At 57.0% G+C, this 15,205-nt stretch carries 14 protein-coding genes; 6 read left to right on the forward strand and 8 right to left on the reverse strand.

Going from position 1 to position 15,205, the window contains the following annotated elements; genetic code table 11:
- Positions 1 to 97: 97 nt before the first annotated feature.
- Entirely contained in the window at positions 98 to 1,000 is a 903-nt protein-coding gene (locus tag HNR64_RS07335; RefSeq protein WP_204995871.1) for a LysR family transcriptional regulator, read from the forward strand.
- Here the strand turns inward: HNR64_RS07335 and HNR64_RS07340 are convergent.
- Positions 997 to 1,650 (reverse strand): class I SAM-dependent methyltransferase, encoded by a 654-nt coding sequence (locus HNR64_RS07340; RefSeq protein ID WP_239547689.1) that lies wholly within the window; start codon positions 1,648 to 1,650, stop codon positions 997 to 999. The genes HNR64_RS07335 and HNR64_RS07340 overlap by 4 nt on opposite strands.
- 197 nt (positions 1,651 to 1,847) lie before the next feature.
- Between HNR64_RS07340 and HNR64_RS07345 the strand changes: the two genes are divergently transcribed.
- Positions 1,848 to 2,516, forward strand: coding sequence for a pseudouridine synthase (locus tag HNR64_RS07345; protein ID WP_204995872.1), 669 nt, complete (start codon positions 1,848 to 1,850; stop codon positions 2,514 to 2,516).
- A gap of 92 nt (positions 2,517 to 2,608) precedes the next feature.
- Entirely contained in the window at positions 2,609 to 3,115 is a 507-nt protein-coding gene (locus tag HNR64_RS07350) for a DUF2244 domain-containing protein (protein ID WP_204995873.1), read from the forward strand.
- 5 nt (positions 3,116 to 3,120) lie between these two features.
- Here HNR64_RS07350 and HNR64_RS07355 read toward each other — a convergent pair whose 3' ends face one another.
- Positions 3,121 to 3,858: a hypothetical protein gene (locus HNR64_RS07355; RefSeq protein ID WP_204995874.1), complete on the reverse strand. Its 738-nt coding sequence runs from the start codon at positions 3,856 to 3,858 to the stop codon at positions 3,121 to 3,123.
- A complete protein-coding gene (locus tag HNR64_RS07360) occupies positions 3,851 to 4,537 on the reverse strand; it encodes a haloacid dehalogenase type II (protein ID WP_204995875.1) in 687 nt (228 codons plus the stop codon). The genes HNR64_RS07355 and HNR64_RS07360 overlap by 8 nt, the downstream gene beginning before the upstream one ends.
- Positions 4,538 to 4,706: 169 nt before the next feature.
- Here HNR64_RS07360 and rimO point away from each other — a divergent pair, with 169 nt between their 5' ends.
- Together rimO and HNR64_RS07370 are read left to right on the forward strand one after the other, a co-directional pair.
- Positions 4,707 to 6,068 carry a 30S ribosomal protein S12 methylthiotransferase RimO gene (gene rimO, locus HNR64_RS07365; RefSeq protein WP_204995876.1) on the forward strand — a complete coding sequence of 454 codons (1,362 nt, stop codon included), beginning with the start codon at positions 4,707 to 4,709 and terminating at the stop codon, positions 6,066 to 6,068.
- Positions 6,065 to 6,772 (forward strand): 16S rRNA (uracil(1498)-N(3))-methyltransferase, encoded by a 708-nt coding sequence (locus HNR64_RS07370; protein ID WP_204995877.1) that lies wholly within the window; start codon positions 6,065 to 6,067, stop codon positions 6,770 to 6,772. Before rimO ends, HNR64_RS07370 begins: the two co-directional genes overlap by 4 nt.
- Positions 6,773 to 6,781: 9 nt before the next feature.
- Here HNR64_RS07370 and HNR64_RS07375 read toward each other — a convergent pair whose 3' ends face one another.
- The 4 genes from HNR64_RS07375 to HNR64_RS07390 all read right to left on the reverse strand — a co-directional run bounded on the left by HNR64_RS07375 (position 6,782) and on the right by HNR64_RS07390 (position 9,768).
- Positions 6,782 to 7,393 (reverse strand): LysE family translocator, encoded by a 612-nt coding sequence (locus tag HNR64_RS07375; RefSeq protein WP_204995878.1) that lies wholly within the window; start codon positions 7,391 to 7,393, stop codon positions 6,782 to 6,784.
- Positions 7,390 to 8,268, reverse strand: a complete 879-nt coding sequence (locus HNR64_RS07380; RefSeq protein WP_204995879.1) for an alpha/beta fold hydrolase — start codon at positions 8,266 to 8,268, stop codon at positions 7,390 to 7,392. Before HNR64_RS07380 ends, HNR64_RS07375 begins: the two co-directional genes overlap by 4 nt.
- 18 nt (positions 8,269 to 8,286) lie before the next feature.
- Positions 8,287 to 8,757, reverse strand: a complete 471-nt coding sequence (locus HNR64_RS07385; RefSeq protein ID WP_204995880.1) for an SRPBCC family protein — start codon at positions 8,755 to 8,757, stop codon at positions 8,287 to 8,289.
- A 99-nt stretch (positions 8,758 to 8,856) separates the two neighbouring features.
- Positions 8,857 to 9,768 (reverse strand): 3-ketosteroid-9-alpha-monooxygenase, oxygenase component, encoded by a 912-nt coding sequence (locus HNR64_RS07390; RefSeq protein ID WP_204995881.1) that lies wholly within the window; start codon positions 9,766 to 9,768, stop codon positions 8,857 to 8,859.
- Positions 9,769 to 10,100: 332 nt separating this feature from the next.
- Between HNR64_RS07390 and HNR64_RS17350 the strand changes: the two genes are divergently transcribed.
- Positions 10,101 to 12,515: a thrombospondin type 3 repeat-containing protein gene (locus HNR64_RS17350; RefSeq protein WP_204995882.1), complete on the forward strand. Its 2,415-nt coding sequence runs from the start codon at positions 10,101 to 10,103 to the stop codon at positions 12,513 to 12,515.
- A 187-nt stretch (positions 12,516 to 12,702) separates the two neighbouring features.
- Here the strand turns inward: HNR64_RS17350 and HNR64_RS07400 are convergent, their stop codons facing one another.
- The gene (locus HNR64_RS07400; protein WP_204995883.1) at positions 12,703 to 15,168 is read right to left on the reverse strand and encodes a TonB-dependent receptor; all 2,466 of its coding nucleotides are present in this window, start codon (positions 15,166 to 15,168) and stop codon (positions 12,703 to 12,705) included.
- Positions 15,169 to 15,205: the final 37 nt, after the last annotated feature.

Consider the following 15,205-nt stretch of genomic DNA (forward strand, 5'->3'; position numbering starts at 1 on the left):
CACCCTAGCGGAAAATATTCCCCATAAGAAATTAATATTTATTTGCCTATATATAAGCAATAACTTATAAAACGAGTACATTTTGCAGGAGACGGGGATGCAAACCAGCTACTTACAACGGCTTACTCTGCGCCAAGTTGATGTTTTTCTGGCAGTTTGCCAGCACATGAGCTACTCGCGCGCCGCCGAAGAGCTGTCGCTCACGCAACCCGCCGTCAGCGCGCAAATACGCAGCCTGGAGGAATTAATCCGCCAGCCGCTGTTCGACTACGTTGGCCGCCGACTCTATCTGACACCGGCAGGCAAGCTGTTACAGCGGGCGGCCCGCGACCTGCAGCAGCGGCTGGTAAATTTAGAGATAGAACTTACCGAGCTACACGGCAAGTTGCAGGGCAGCCTGAATATTATTATTGAGTCGAGCGCCGAGGCCCTGATTCCCGCTTACATCAACCGATTCTGCCAGCAGCATCCAGATGCGGAGGTGAGCCTGCATGTCGACAACCACCAGCACCTGATAAAACGCCTGCACGACAATATGCATGACCTCGCGATAATGACTCGCGTCCCCAGCGACCAGGGCTTGCAGTACACCCCCTTCGCCGAACATCAACTGCTGGCAGTAGCTGCCATACACCACCCCCTGGCCGGTGCAGGGGCGCTTAGCCTGCATGAATTTCTGGAAAACCGCCTGCTACTGCGCGAACCCGGCTCGGGCAGCAGGCAAGTACTCGAGGACTACTGCCAGCAGCAAAGCTGCGTGATTCGCCGCACCCGCGTGCTGGGCAGCAACCAGGCAATACGCCATGCTCTTGTCGACTCCGAGGATTGCGCCGTGCTGCCAGCCAGCGTGGCCGAACAAGGAATTAGCGACGGTAGCCTGGTTGCATTACAGGTGGAGGGTTTTCCCATTAAGCGCTCCTGGTGCAGCGCCTATCAACGCGGCAAGCGCCTCAGCCCGCTGGCGAGCGCCTTTCTTGATGCGCTACACGGGCCCGCCTAACGCTCTCCCAAGTACACATTCACGCGGGAAAATTCCTCGGACTCCGCCAGATCGGGAATTGTGGTCGCGCGCTGAAATTGCAGGTGGCGATAGCCGGGAAAGGAAAAGTCCTTCACCCGGGAGTCCGCCACCAACACCGTGTTGGCACGCTTCAGAAACTCGCCTAACAGCGGTAAATTGGCGCGATCGTAGAGCACGTCGGCAACCAAAATCACATCGTACGATTCACTGTTAGCAAAGAAATCTGCGCTGTACGCGAGGTTCACGGCATTGGTCTCGGCATTGAGTTTACTGATGGCCAATGCATCGCTATCCAGGTCACAGGCGACCACCGATGACGCCCCGGCCTTGGCCGCCGCGATCGCGGCCACCGCAGAACCACAACCGAAGTCCAGCACCCGCTTGCCGCGCACCAACTCGGGGTGGTCAATAATATAACGCGCCATAACCTGGCCACTCGCCCAGCAAAAACACCAATAGGCCGGGTAGTTCATAATGCGCTGAATTTGCTCGCTGTCGAGCAGGTGCTGGGGGTAGGCTTCATCGAGCAACCACAACTCCAGCTCGGGCGCTAAAGGCAGTCGCTGGCGGGATAACTGCCCATGCGGGAGGTACTCGCGCAGACGCGCTTGCAGTGACGGTATTTTCATCATTTGTCCTGTTTTTAAGGCCGGCGCGATAAGGGCAACGGTAAGCATTCAAGCGCCAGTCTGCTCTCGGCGGCGATAGTATACGGACTACCGGCCGCTACGTCGGCGTCCAATCCAGCGAAATTGATGCCGTTTGAGCACTCGCCTCACGCACACTGATCACGCATAATTTAGCCAGCCACTGTCGAGAGCCTACCGTGTCACAAGCCACTGAATTTATCGTGCCCGCCTGCAATGAGTCCCACCGTATTCTCTATGAAGACGACGACCTGCTGGCCGTGAGTAAACCGGCTGGCTTATTGTCAGTTCCCGGCCGTCACCCGGCCAATCGCGATAGCCTGATAAGCCGTATTCAGCAGCAATACGCCGATGCATTAATTGTGCACAGACTCGATATGGCCACCTCTGGCCTGATGTTGATTGCGCGGAATAAAGATAGCCACCGCCGCCTGAGCCAGCAATTCGAGCGACGCCAGATCACCAAGCAATATCACGCCGTCGTCAGCGGCTGCGTTGCCCCTGCCCAAGGCATAATCGATCTGCCGCTGGCCTGCGACTGGCCGCGTCGCCCTCGCCAACATATTAACTTTGAGCACGGCAAGTCTGCACAAACCCTCTACGAATGCCTGCGCCGCAGCGACAGCCATAGCACCCTGCTGCTCAGCCCCATTACCGGTCGCTCCCACCAATTGCGTGTGCATTGCGCCAGTATTGGCCACCCCATCCTCGGCTGCGAGTTCTACGCCCATGAACAAGCCAGGCAGGCATCGGCCCGGCTGTTACTCCACGCCAGCGCACTCAATTTGCACCACCCCAGCACGGGTAAAGCGATACAATTTACCTGCCCGCCACCCTTTGCCATTTAACGGAAAAACATCTTTCACTGTTGCTGGAGACGTATAGTTACCGGTGGGGTTTTTCCTGCACTAAACTATAGCCAGTGCACGAGGATAGGCTGGTGGTTGAAACGCAAACAAACCGAGATGGCAGCCAAATTGTGCTGCGCCCGAACCGTTCCGCCAGCTGGCAGAGTAACCGGCGCATCTTAGCGGCCGTCGCGGGACTCAATCTGGTATTTGCCACAGGGTTTCTGGCTATTGGCGCATGGATGATCTTGCCCTTTATGGGGCTGGAATTATTTTTGCTCTGGGTATTACTGCGGCGCGTCTTTGGCAAACTGCAGATTCAACAAGTGATTCACATAAACGAACAGCAGCTGCGTATTGAAAGCGGTTATTTTTGCGCAGAGCAACAATGGCAGTGGCCACAGCAACACAGTGGCATATTGGTGCTGGAGCACCACCACCCCTGGGCACCCCTGGAAATCAGCTTGTGCTGCCGCGCAAAAACCGTTCGCGTCGGGGCATTTTTAAATCGCGAAGACAGCGTTGAATTGCTGGCGGCATTAAAACGCCTGGGACTGCGCGTTCAGCAACACAGCCGCCCCGACACGCTGGCAATGTAGGCTGCTTAGTACACCGTTATTGCGACGCCGCCAAGCGCTACAGACTCGGCATGATAGTAGCCGGGCTCCAGCGCATTCATGCCGCCCAGCGCGCCAGTCAGCAACCACTGCTGAGGCGTGATGCGCCACCCCATGGCAACACGTTGGTTGACCAGCGCTAACAAGGCCTGCCACTGACCGCCACTCACGCCGCCGCCATAGGACTGAGCGATCATTGACGCATCGCGAAACAGTCGCAACGGCAGGGCATCCAGGTCGAGGCCCTGCGGAGACACGCCATTGCCAATAACAAAATATTTACCGGCGACATTGGCGCGAACAATCTCTCTGGCGGTGGGGCTGGCCGGCAACAACGCCAAGTCGGGCAACTCGAGTGCAATGGCCACGCGGCGAACGATCGACTGCAACTCTGCCACGCTGGCAATGGGCGCTTCCACCGTTTGGTTTAACTGAAAGGCCAACTCCAGCTCAACCATGCCGCGGGAAAAATCCGCCAGCGCGACACGTTCACCCGAGGCCCGCTGGCCCGCCGCGCTCAAACTGCCATAAACCGTTCTATCGCTGCCAAAACGCTGCTGCGACGCGGCGTTACTCAACCCCGCCTTAAAACCAGCGGGCGCCCCGGTATGCTCGGCAATAAAGCGGATATTTTGCTCGACATAGGCCTGTTGCCACGCCGCCTCTGCTGCCCACGTGGGCAGCGCCCACAGCCATACGGCAACGAATACGAAAACTCTATTCACTCACATCCCTCTCTGCTAATTGGGCAGGCAATTCTGCCAGGCTTTTCACGCACACGCTCGGTGCGATATCCCAGGGGTCGTACACTGCATTGGCGTCGCGCTTTACCCATGCCGCTTGCATACCTGCACTGCGCGCGCCGATCACATCAAATGGGTTAGACGACACCAACCAACTGTGCCCGACAAGGCCACCCGTTGACCGCAGAAAATGCGCATACACTGCCGGGCTAGGCTTAAACACGCGCACCTCCTCCGCACTCACCACCCCCTCAAACCAATCGCTAATTTCTGCCTTCGCCAGGATAGCCTGAACATCTGCTTTAGCCCCATTGGAGAAGGCGAAAAGTCGATGGCCCTCGCCGGCCAGCTGCGCCAGCGCGTCGAGCACATCGGCAAAAATTGGCAGCTCGGCGTAGGCGGCAATCAACGCGCTGCGCTGCTCACGGGAAAGGGGCTGCGCCATGGCCTCACAACAATAATCCAGGGCCTGGCGCGTACACACAGAAAAATCGGCATAGTGCTGCATCAGTCCGCGCCGAAAGCTGTACTCCAATTGTTTCTCCCGCCAGCGCGCAGCGAATACTCCTGCGAGATCACCCATAAGCTCACGGAGCGGGGTCTCTATCGCCGCCGTATTGACCAGCGTGCCGTAGACATCAAAGCCCAGTATTTTTGACATAGTGACCCGCTCCTTTATTCAACGCCATCAGGCGTGCACCAAATCGGCGAAGCGCTCTCGATCGCTGCAGCGCAAGCTAAACCAAACCGTTCGCCGCCCCCACCTCTCTGATTGAGCAGTCTGGCAGCAATTGAGGTAAAATGCGCGCCGTCTATATAGCGAGGTAGCCATGGCCACACCCGACAACACACCGCAGAAAAACGCTGACAAAACCCAAAAAGTGGGATTTGTTAGTTTGGGCTGCCCGAAAGCGCTTGTCGATTCCGAGCGCATACTCACCCAGCTGCGCCTGGATGGCTACGAGGTCGTTCCCAGCTACGACGATGCCGATGTTGTGGTAGTGAATACCTGCGGCTTTATCGACAGCGCAAAGCAGGAGTCGCTGGACGCGATTGGCGAGGCGATCAATGAAAACGGCAAGGTCATTGTTACTGGCTGCATGGGCAAAGGCAGCGACGCCGAAGCCATTAAAAATGCCTACCCAGAAGTCCTCGACGTAAGCGGTCCGGCCGCCGTTGACGCCGTTGTGGGCGCGGTTCATCAGTATGTTCCCCAGGACGACAGCTACCAGCCTCACCGCGACTTGGTACCACCGCAGGGTGTGAAACTCACGCCCCGGCACTATGCGTATTTAAAAATTTCCGAAGGCTGCAACCACCGCTGCAGCTTTTGCATTATTCCGGCGATGCGCGGCGACCTCGTCAGCCGCCCGTTGGCTGAGGTAGTCGATGAGGCCAAACAGCTGGTCGCCGCTGGCAGCCGCGAACTATTGGTCATCTCGCAAGACACCAGCGCCTACGGCGTGGACACCAAATACAAGCTGGACTTTGTCGATGGCCGCGCTCTGGAAACCCGCATGCAAGACCTCGCCGTTGCACTGGGCGAGCTCGGCGTTTGGGTACGCATGCACTATGTCTACCCCTACCCCCACGTAGACAAAATGATACCCCTCATGGCTGAGGGCAAGATCCTTCCCTACCTGGATATTCCGTTTCAGCATGCCAGCCCGCGTGTGCTCAAGTTGATGAAGCGCCCCGGCAATCAGGAAAAAACGCTTGAGCGCATTAAAGCCTGGCGAGAAATCTGCCCCGACCTGGTAATACGCTCAACGTTTATTGTCGGCTTTCCGGGCGAAACCGAAGAAGACTTCCAGTTGCTGCTCGACTGGCTGGAAGAAGCTCAACTGGACCGCGTCGGCTGCTTCCAGTATTCACCCGTCGATGGGGCCAGCGCCAACGACCTACCAGACCCCGTGCCCGAAGACGTTAAGCAACAACGCTGGGAGCGTTTCATGGAAGTACAGCAACGCATTTCCGCAGAAAAGCTGCAGCAGCGCATCGGCCAGCAATTGGAAGTGTTGATCGATGTCGTCGACGAAGAAGGCGCGATTGGACGCTGCTATGCGGATGCCCCCGAGATTGATGGCAAAGTCTACCTCGATGGCGTTACCGACCTTCGCCCAGGCGATGCGCTATTGGTGAATGTCGTAGGCGCTGACGACTACGACCTGTGGGCCGAGCCCGCCCAGTGAATTTGCTGCTGCTGCAGCCATCGGATTTCACTGGCGCCGATACCGTGCAAATCAGCGATACGCGCGCCCAGCACATCCGCAAGGTACTTCGCGCTGAACTTGGCCAGCAGCTGCGCTGCGGCGTGCTTAACGGCCAGATTGGCAGTGCGGAAATCATCGGACTTGGCGGCACCATAGAACTGCGCGTTAACCTGAACACGCCCGCTCCGGCAAAGCTCCCTTTGACCTTATTGCTGGCCCTGCCTCGCCCAAAAGCGGCGCGGCGGATCATTCGCTCAGCAACCGAACTGGGCGTGGAAAAAATTGTTTTGTTGAACAGTTACCGGGTGGACAAAAGCTACTGGCAAAGCCCGTTAGTCGACGACGCTCACCTCCACGCGGCCATGCTGGAGGGCTTGGAGCAGTGTGGCGATACGCAATTGCCTAGCATTGAACGCGCCACCCGCTTTAAGCCCTTCGTGGAAGATGTATTGCCAGCATTGCTGCAACATCGGCAAGGCCTATTGGCCCACCCCTACCACAGCCAGGGTGTGCCGGCGGCAAGTAACCAGCCGCGCCTACTCGCCATCGGCCCGGAAGGCGGGTTTATTCCCTATGAGGTGGAAAAACTGCTGGCCGCCGGAATGCAGGGCTTTAGCCTGGGGCCGCGTATTTTGAAAGTTGAGACCGCCGTACCCAGCATTATTGGTCGCCTGTTTCTGTAGCGGCGACAACTAATCCTTCAACAGCAATACCCCAGACGCAGCGATCAGTCCAACTCCCGCCGCCGCTTCACCCCGCTTGGCGATCACCGGCAATCCTTGCACCAGTCGCTGCGCAAGCAACACATATAACAATTTCACGCCACCAACGGCCGCCACCGTGATTGCCGCAATTGCCAGGACATCTCCCGGCAACACACTTTGCATGTCGACAAATAGCGGCAATAGACTGGCGTAGAAAACCACCGCTTTCAGATCTGCAAGTGTCACCACCAAGCCCGCGATAGCACTAGTGCAAAGCGAGCCGGGCGCCGCCGGTAAGGCCTGAGAGCGACCGGCGCGGGATGATAGCAACAAGCGTAAGCCCACACTCAGTAGAAGCAGCGCTGCGGCAATCTTAACCACGATAAACACCGCGCCCATAGCCTGAGCCAGCGCGGCAACACCGCCAATCGCTAGGCCGACAAACAGCAGGTCGCCAATAACAATACCCAGCGCTGCGGCAAGACCGTGGCGCCGACCACCGCGCAAACTGCAGGCGACTACCAGCAACACACTACTACTTGGTAGCGCTGCCAGCGCCATCATTGCCAGCGCCAAGCCCAGCATCGCTGCAACGCTCATGGCTGCACCTGCGCACAACGGCGCTCCGCGTCGTTAATAAAGTCGATGGCCAAAGACTCAAAGCGCGCTTTGCACTCAATCATCGCCCAGTGACCGCAGTTGGGGAAAACATGCAACTCGGCATTGGGGATCATCCGCATAGGCAACAAGCTGATATCCAGCGGACTCACGCGGTCATCCCGTCCCCAGGTAATTAGCGTCGGCGCCTGAATGCTGGGCAAATGCGCGACCACCTGCGCGGCGTTTTCTCCCCGCCGGTAATCGGCAATTGCAGCGATCGCCGACCGAGAATACAGCGCCCGAGTGGTCGCCAGGGTGACGGGCTCAGTTGCCGCCGCGTATCGCGCCTCGAGCAGTTCGTCAGTAATAATCGCCTGATCGTAAACCATGGATACCAACCAACGTCGTAAATTTTCGCGGCTAGGTTGCTCGGTAAAGGCGGTTAGCAAGTTCAGCCCCTCCCCAGGAAAAGCGCTGAACAGATTCAAGCCAATTCCGCCGATAGTCATAAAGCTGGCGACCCGCTCGGGATACTGCGCCGCAATATACGAACCGACGATGCCACCCAAGGAGTTACCAATAATATGTACGCGGGAAACATCCAGGGTATCGAGCAGCTCAACACAGGCGGCCACGCAGCTTTGTACCGGGTCTCCGTCTCGCGCATCGCTGCCGCCGTAGCCGGGCAAGTCAGGCATGATGCAGCGAAAATGCTCGGCAAATACGGGCAAATTGTCGCGATAATTCGCCCAGGCATTCACCCCTGGGCCAGAGCCGTGGATCAGCATCACACAGGGACCGTTGCCCGCGTCGTAATACTGAATACCACCGCCGGGCAACGCGGCGTATTGCGGGCTTTGATCGATTTTAGACATGACTTCTTCCTTGAAAAGTTAAACGCCAGCAGCCTCGCACTGCTGCTTTAAGGCCGCCAAGTATTGCTGGTATACCTCACTGTGGGCGCGACTGCCCTGAAGAACAAAGCCGAGTCGAGCGAACCAGCTCAGGGCCTCCACCCGGCAGTGATAACTGGCCAATGTTTCCTGCCCGTGCTGCTCGAAACACCATACCCCGGTACCACGCAAGTCTCCATCGATATACCGCTCCTCAATGCGCTCGCCGTCCACGATACGCTCTATACGGCGTGTAAAGCGGCTCAGCACAAATGGCGGACGACCATAGCAGTGCTGCACAAGCGCGCCCTCCTTGATATCGCCACCGCCCTCCACACTGCATGAATAGGGCGGGAACCAGTTGGCGATTGCCGGATAATTCGCCACGGTCGCGAATACCCGTTGAGCGGGTGCGCGAATGTGTATGCTGTCGACAACATCAATATTTAAGCGATCCTTCAAACTGCGCATGCTTTTCTCTCCTTTCCCTGGTATTGCTTTGCTTAACATTGCTTTGCTCGGCGCTGCTTCCATGAGCGGTGAATAGCGGCCCCAATTGGGGCCGCTATATTAGTCATAACGCAACTGGTACTCGCGGTAGCGCAGACGCTCTTCATTGATCTCCGCCAGCGGCTGATAAAACTGTGCGTACCAGGTTCTCAGTTTGTGGATCGGGCCATCACCATCGCAGAGAATGGGGTTGTCGATGCGCGTCTTGTTGTGCCATATCGCCACATCCTCAGCAAAGGCCTCAAAAGCCTTCTCCGCATACATTTTGCACAGCTCAGCATTTTGCGCCTCGTTCAAAAGGGGCAGGCGCTTCACCATCACCGCGTAGCGAATATCAAAGCATTCGCGCGCCACCGGCAAGTGGCTGAGCAGCAGGTAGCTTTCAACGGTGTGGCCGTCGTAACTGCCGCGCATATACGTTGTTTGGTAGGCCGGGCCATAGTATTTGGCGTAGCTATACAGCTCGCTCTCCGCCGACAGGCGTTCGCTGTGGCCGCGCATTTCCTGCACAAAGGTGTGGCCATCCATAACGTTGCGAAAGCTGCGCACATTTGCACCATGCACGGGACCAAAGTGCGCCGCATCGGCCATATTGTCGATCAGCTCGCGGCAATTGGCGTGTATGCGGTACTCCCGCATCTGCCAGCGGCTCCACTGGCGCGTATCGCACTCGCCCATAATTGGCGGCTCCTGCATAGCCAGCGGCGGATTGCCATCGGGGTCGTACCAGCAGAGCAACAAGCGGTTGCGGGCCAGGGTCGGCAGACGCTGGCCATTGAGACTCGCGTCAATCTGTGAGCCGCGACAACGCACGACGACCTTGCCGCCAAAACCGTCGATGTTTTGCGGGCTGTCCGCAGGCGGGCGAAAATCGTCGAGTAATCCAAGGCAAAACCACCCCCTCGGGTAGCGGTCGGGTATGTCCTCCGCCTGAATTTGGTAGGGAGGAAAAGGCGGGCGTTGTTGTGACATGACGTGACTCCATTCAATGATTATTGTGGTGCTCGTGGGCACACGTCGAATCTAGTCAGCTTTGTAAAGCCCGCCCCTCGTCCCAGTAGGTGAGAATCCTGGCAACTCATCTATGCGGATTACGCCATTCAGATGATTCGCCCGGCTGTGGCAACCCTGCCCTCACTCAACTTCACGAATTGACATCACTGTGTCAGCCGCGCATACTTCTGACTGCTGCTCGCAGTTCAGGCGGCGACTCGCACAAGCACAGCCAGTGGCTGCCCCTGCTACAACGTGACATCGCCCGCCTCGCCAGCACCCGAACAACACTAACAATACGGACATTTGCCATGACGTTACGCACGCTGCTTTTCCCGTCGAGGAAGTCGCTCGGCTTACTCTTGCTCACCCTCATGCTCGCCGCCTGTGGTGGCTCGAGCAGCAACTCTTCTAGCAATAACTCAGGAGGCAGCACTGACAGCGACCGCGACGGCATTGCCGACACCCGAGATCAGTGCCCCGCCACGCCCAGTAGCGAAATCGCCAACAGCAACGGCTGTTCTGCCTCGCAGTTGGATGACGACGGCGACGGCGTGAGCAACCAATCTGACAGTTGCCCGGCAACCCCAAGCAACACCGATGTCGATGCTCAGGGCTGCGCGATTACGGTTGAAGATGCTGACGGCGACGGGGTTGCAGATGCCAACGACAGCTGCCCAGCCACGCCAGCGGGAGAAAGCGTCGATACCAATGGCTGTTCCGCCTCACAGCTGGATGACGACAATGACGGCGTTAACAACAGCAGCGACAACTGCCCAAATACAGCGGCAGGCGTCACGGTGGATGCCAATGGCTGCAGTAATAGTCAAAACGGCGACAACGATGGCGACGGCGTTGGCAATGCCCAGGATCTCTGCCCACTGACACCGGCAGGTGCCAGCGTTGACCAAAATGGCTGCTCCGACGCGCAGCGCGACGACGATGGCGACGGTGTAAGCAATGGTCAAGACGACTGCCCGGCCACCCCGACAACGGAAACCGCCAATGTTCAGGGCTGCTCACCCTCACAACTGGACGACGATAACGATGGCGTCAATAACGCCGACGACACCTGCCCCAATACCACTGCCGGCGCAACCGTCGACAGCGAGGGCTGCAGTAATGTGCAAAAAGATGACAACGACGGCGACGGAGTGCTCAATGGCAATGACCAGTGCCCCAATACCCCGCCAGGCACCGCTGTTGAAGCCGATGGCTGCCCACCAGCGACCATTACCGACGGCATCTCCTACGATGTAAACCTTGCATCGAATGTCGATGGCGAAAATATTGCGTTCACCCTGCACGAGCCCACATCGCTGTCTTCAGAGGAAAGCTATCCGCTGATTTTGCACAGCCATGGCTACTCTGGCAGCCGTCAGTCAAGCCGCCCCACCGGTGGCTTGCTGAAAGCCTTACTCGACGAAGGCTTTTACGTGCTGAGTCTGGATGAACGTGGCCACGGTGACTCCGGTGGCACCATCCGCATTTTGGACCCCGACCTGGAAGGCAAAGACTGGCTACAAGTGCTGGACTGGGCCGAAGAGAATCTGAGTCAGCTTGCCTATGCGGATAATGGCCCGACTCCCGCTACCGAGAAAGACAATCCGCTGATCGGCGCCATCGGAGGCTCCTACGGTGGCGGTTATCAATTAATGATCTACGCGATTGACCCAGAACACCGCCTGGACGCGATCGCCCCGGACATTACCTGGAACGATCTGCGCTATTCCCTGTACCCAAACGATGTGTTTAAAACGTTTTGGGCAATCTTACTGTCGGCTGGCGGCAACCTGGCTGGCAATCAAGACCAGGAAGTCAACGAAGGCCTTGCCATCGGCTTGGCAGCAAACACCCTGGCCGACGATAAGCTAGCGCTACTATACCGCCACAGCCCGGCCTCACACTGCGCCGGTGAGAACGACACAACAGCCGACGGCAGCTTGCGGTCGATTGACGCGTTCATTACCCAGTCCCACATGGATACCCTGTTTAACTTTAATGATGCCTACCGAAACTACCGCTGTTTGAGTGATCAGGGCGGCGATGTGCGCTTGTTCACCAAAGCCGCCGGCCACGGCATCGACAGTGGCGACGGTCAAAGTGTCTGCGGACGCTTAAATACTACCGACACAACCGTGAGCTGGTTTCAAGAAAAGCTACAGTTTGTGCAAGGCGCGGCCGATGAGATTCCCGAGGTCTGCTTCAATTTAGGCAGTGAAGGCAATGATGGCATCGTACTCAACGATGTGCCCTACGGCGGAGACAACTTTGCCTTTAGCAGCCCGCTGCCGATCATTGCCCACGAAGCCAACCTGCTACCCACTGAGATTGAGCTCTACACCGCCCAGGCGGACAATGAGGTAATCGCCGGCGTACCGACAATCAGCTTGAGCATGAGCATTGCCAATCAGCAAGCAGATGCCCCACTGCTTGAGCCCATTGTGTTTGTCGGACTGGCCATTAGAGAATCCGGCGACAGCAACCCGCTTCAGGCGCCCACGCCGTTGATGAACCAGGTAACACCTTTCAGAGGCTTCGGCGATCACAATGTCGACTTGGTCGGGGTGATGAGCCGCATGCAAAGCGGCGACAAGCTGGTGCTGATGGTCTATGGCTCCTACCCCAGCCAGTACGCCACCTCAGCGTCTCCCCTACCCATTCCTGTGCAAATTAGCGGCTCGGTAGCGGTTCCACTGCTGGCACCGCAACAAACGGCGCCCTAAGCCGCTTGCCCACCAGCACCGCTGGTGGGCGCTTTCTTCCATATCAGCTGTTGTTACCCGCCTCTCAAGACCATGTTAAGCCGCCTTGCTTGATGCCACTAACGAGCGACATCAGCCAATAAAAAAGGCCGGCAGAGCCGACCTTCATGCGGGAAAAACAAAATGGTGTTCACCTAACCGAAGGCGATTAGCCTCCCCAGTTGTAGATCAAATCCAGACCGTAGCTGCGCGGCTCACCAAACATTACTGAGCGGCCCGCCTGCGGTAAATTGTGAACGTTGTTAACGCTGTATTCCTCGTCGAGCACATTTTTGCTCCACACTGCTACATCCAACACGCCGTCAAATACCGGCAACTGATACCAACCCAGGCGCGCATTCAGTACGGCAAAGTCGTCCTGACGGTCAGCCTGGAAGGTCGCGAATTCCTTTCGTCCACCGCCATTGCGTTCATCAGTAAATGAGTAGGTGGCATTGAAGGCAATATTGCCCCTGTCCAAGCTACTCCACAGCGTCCAATCAAGCATCGCCGTGTAGGCGTGTCGCGGCGCCGAATCAAACACGAAGCCATCGTCGATATCGCCAGATAGCGGATTGCGGCTGGGCGCAATTTCCGCATCTAAGTAGGCATAGTTGAGCACGAGCATAAGGTGCTCTGTCGCCAGCCAGGTCGTGTCCATCTCAAAACCTTTGAGTGTGGACTCGCCGGCATTGGCTACGGTGGTGTCGCTGGTGGTATTGGGCACACTAAAGTTCAACTGCTGATCGACAAAATCCTGCTGAAAAATATCGGCATTCACCTGTAAGCGATTGCTAAGTAAACGCGACTTCATCCCCAGCTCGTAGGCGGTCACCTTCTCTTCATCAAAGCCGTCGATATAACGCTGAGCGCCCTCTTCGGTAACCTGCTCGCGGGTATTGAAGCCACCGCTTTTGTAGGCTTCATTGACCTTAAAGTAGAGGTTGATATCGTCGCTCAGCTCATACTCGGCGATGAAGCTAAAGGAGTCGTCTTTAAAGTCTTTATCGCCGCGCACATCATAAAAGACATCAGACAACTGGGTGGCAATGTCGTTGTTGTCGCGGTCGGTGTTATCCAAATCGCCCGGCACAACCACAAAACTGATCTGGCGGCGCAGCGCGGCAGACTTTCGGTTGTCTTCGGAATGGCGCGCACCAAAGGTCAGGCTGAGGCGGTCGTCCAGCACCGGTGGCTGCCAGGTAAACTGTGCAAACATTGCCATTGCGGTGTTTTCGATATCAAAACGCGCCTCGGTGAGCACCTCAATACGGTTGCCGGTGTTGTTGCCATCGACAGTGCTGCCCAAGGGTGCAGACAGCAGGTGCCCTATTTTGCCCGCGCCCTGGGTAGCCGTTTCTTCAAAGTAATAGAGCCCGGTGATGTAAGACAGACGCCCCGCAAACGCACTGCCGGATAACTGCAATTCGTGAGAGAACTGATCCTGATCGATCAATGGATGAACTGCCCCGTACTGCTCACTGCGGCCAACACAGGGACTACACACTGCCGAATCACCGGGTATTGCCGCGACGGGAAAACTGAACACCGGGCTATTATCTAAGCGATAGCCATCGCTGCGCGCGCCAGTTGCCAATATGGTTGGCGTGTTGTCGTAGAGCTCGCGCTGGGCATAGATGTATTTCGCCGCCAGTGTTTCGCTAATCTGCCAGTCGACCGACAGTTGATGGCCGGAAATTTCGCTGTCGGCCTCTTCCATAGGGATAGCCGAGTGTATTCGGTCAGGGCGGTTGCCCGAGGAATTAAAGTTGTAAAACTGCCGCGCCCCCGAGTTAATTAAATTGGTGAAGGCGATGCCCTGATTGACCTCTGGATTGGGAATGGGGTCGGAAGGCCGGATATGGGAGTAGACCATATTGGTGTTTGTCACCTCAGCCAGGTCATAGGCGTAATCGATATGGACGCTATCTGAAACATCCCAGGCGAAATCAATGCGGTAACCCATCGTATCGGAATCACCAAAGTCACCACCTGCGCCGGTGTTTTCAATATAGCCGTCTACCTGCTTGGTGAAGTAGGCAAACTTGGCCGCAGCGCCCTGCCAGAGCGGCGTATTCAGCATGGTTTTACTACTGAAGAGATTGCGGTCGCCAAGGGTAAATGCCTGCTTGAACTGCGCCGCATCGACATTGGGGCGGCGAGTAATCAGATTAACGGCGCCGCCGGTGGAATTGCGGCCATAGAGCGTACCCTGCGGTCCGCGCAAAACCTCAATTCGCGTTAGATCTGCAAGGTCAGTAGCTAGAGCCGCAGAACGGGCGATATAAGCGCCATCGACATACACGCCTACTGGCGGATCCTGGGTGATCTGGGCATCGATCAGGCCAATACCGCGAATATAGATACGCAGAGTGGTGGTATTGATCGGAAACGGCTGGATGGTCATTGCCGGCACGTTGTTGGCAAGATCGCCCACGCCGCCAATGCCTTCGCGCTCCAGTGCCTCTTCACCAAAGGCATCCAGCGCGATTGGCGTGTCCTGCAAACTCTCCGCTTTTTTCTGCGCGGTCACCACCACTTCTTCCAAGGCTGGCTGCGCACCCGCTGAACCTGCCACCCCGAGCGAGGCAATAAGCAGGCCACTGGCCCACCGCCGACAACTGCACTTCATCATCGCATCACTTCCTACGTTTTCATTATTGTTATGCCGT

The organism is Spongiibacter marinus (assembly GCF_016906995.1).
GTDB lineage: Bacteria > Pseudomonadota > Gammaproteobacteria > Pseudomonadales > Spongiibacteraceae > Spongiibacter > Spongiibacter marinus.

Coding starts and splice junctions, on each gene's coding strand:
- HNR64_RS07390 (WP_204995881.1), bottom strand. CDS start 9,768: ATGTCACAACAACGCCCGCCTTTTCCTCCCTACCAAATTCAGGCGGAG.
- HNR64_RS07335 (WP_204995871.1), top strand. CDS start 98: ATGCAAACCAGCTACTTACAACGGCTTACTCTGCGCCAAGTTGATGTT.
- HNR64_RS07400 (WP_204995883.1), bottom strand. CDS start 15,168: ATGATGAAGTGCAGTTGTCGGCGGTGGGCCAGTGGCCTGCTTATTGCC.
- HNR64_RS17350 (WP_204995882.1), top strand. CDS start 10,101: ATGACGTTACGCACGCTGCTTTTCCCGTCGAGGAAGTCGCTCGGCTTA.
- HNR64_RS07360 (WP_204995875.1), bottom strand. CDS start 4,537: ATGTCAAAAATACTGGGCTTTGATGTCTACGGCACGCTGGTCAATACG.
- HNR64_RS07385 (WP_204995880.1), bottom strand. CDS start 8,757: ATGCGCAGTTTGAAGGATCGCTTAAATATTGATGTTGTCGACAGCATA.
- HNR64_RS07375 (WP_204995878.1), bottom strand. CDS start 7,393: ATGAGCGTTGCAGCGATGCTGGGCTTGGCGCTGGCAATGATGGCGCTG.
- HNR64_RS07340 (WP_239547689.1), bottom strand. CDS start 1,650: ATGAAAATACCGTCACTGCAAGCGCGTCTGCGCGAGTACCTCCCGCAT.
- HNR64_RS07380 (WP_204995879.1), bottom strand. CDS start 8,268: ATGTCTAAAATCGATCAAAGCCCGCAATACGCCGCGTTGCCCGGCGGT.
- rimO (WP_204995876.1), top strand. CDS start 4,707: ATGGCCACACCCGACAACACACCGCAGAAAAACGCTGACAAAACCCAA.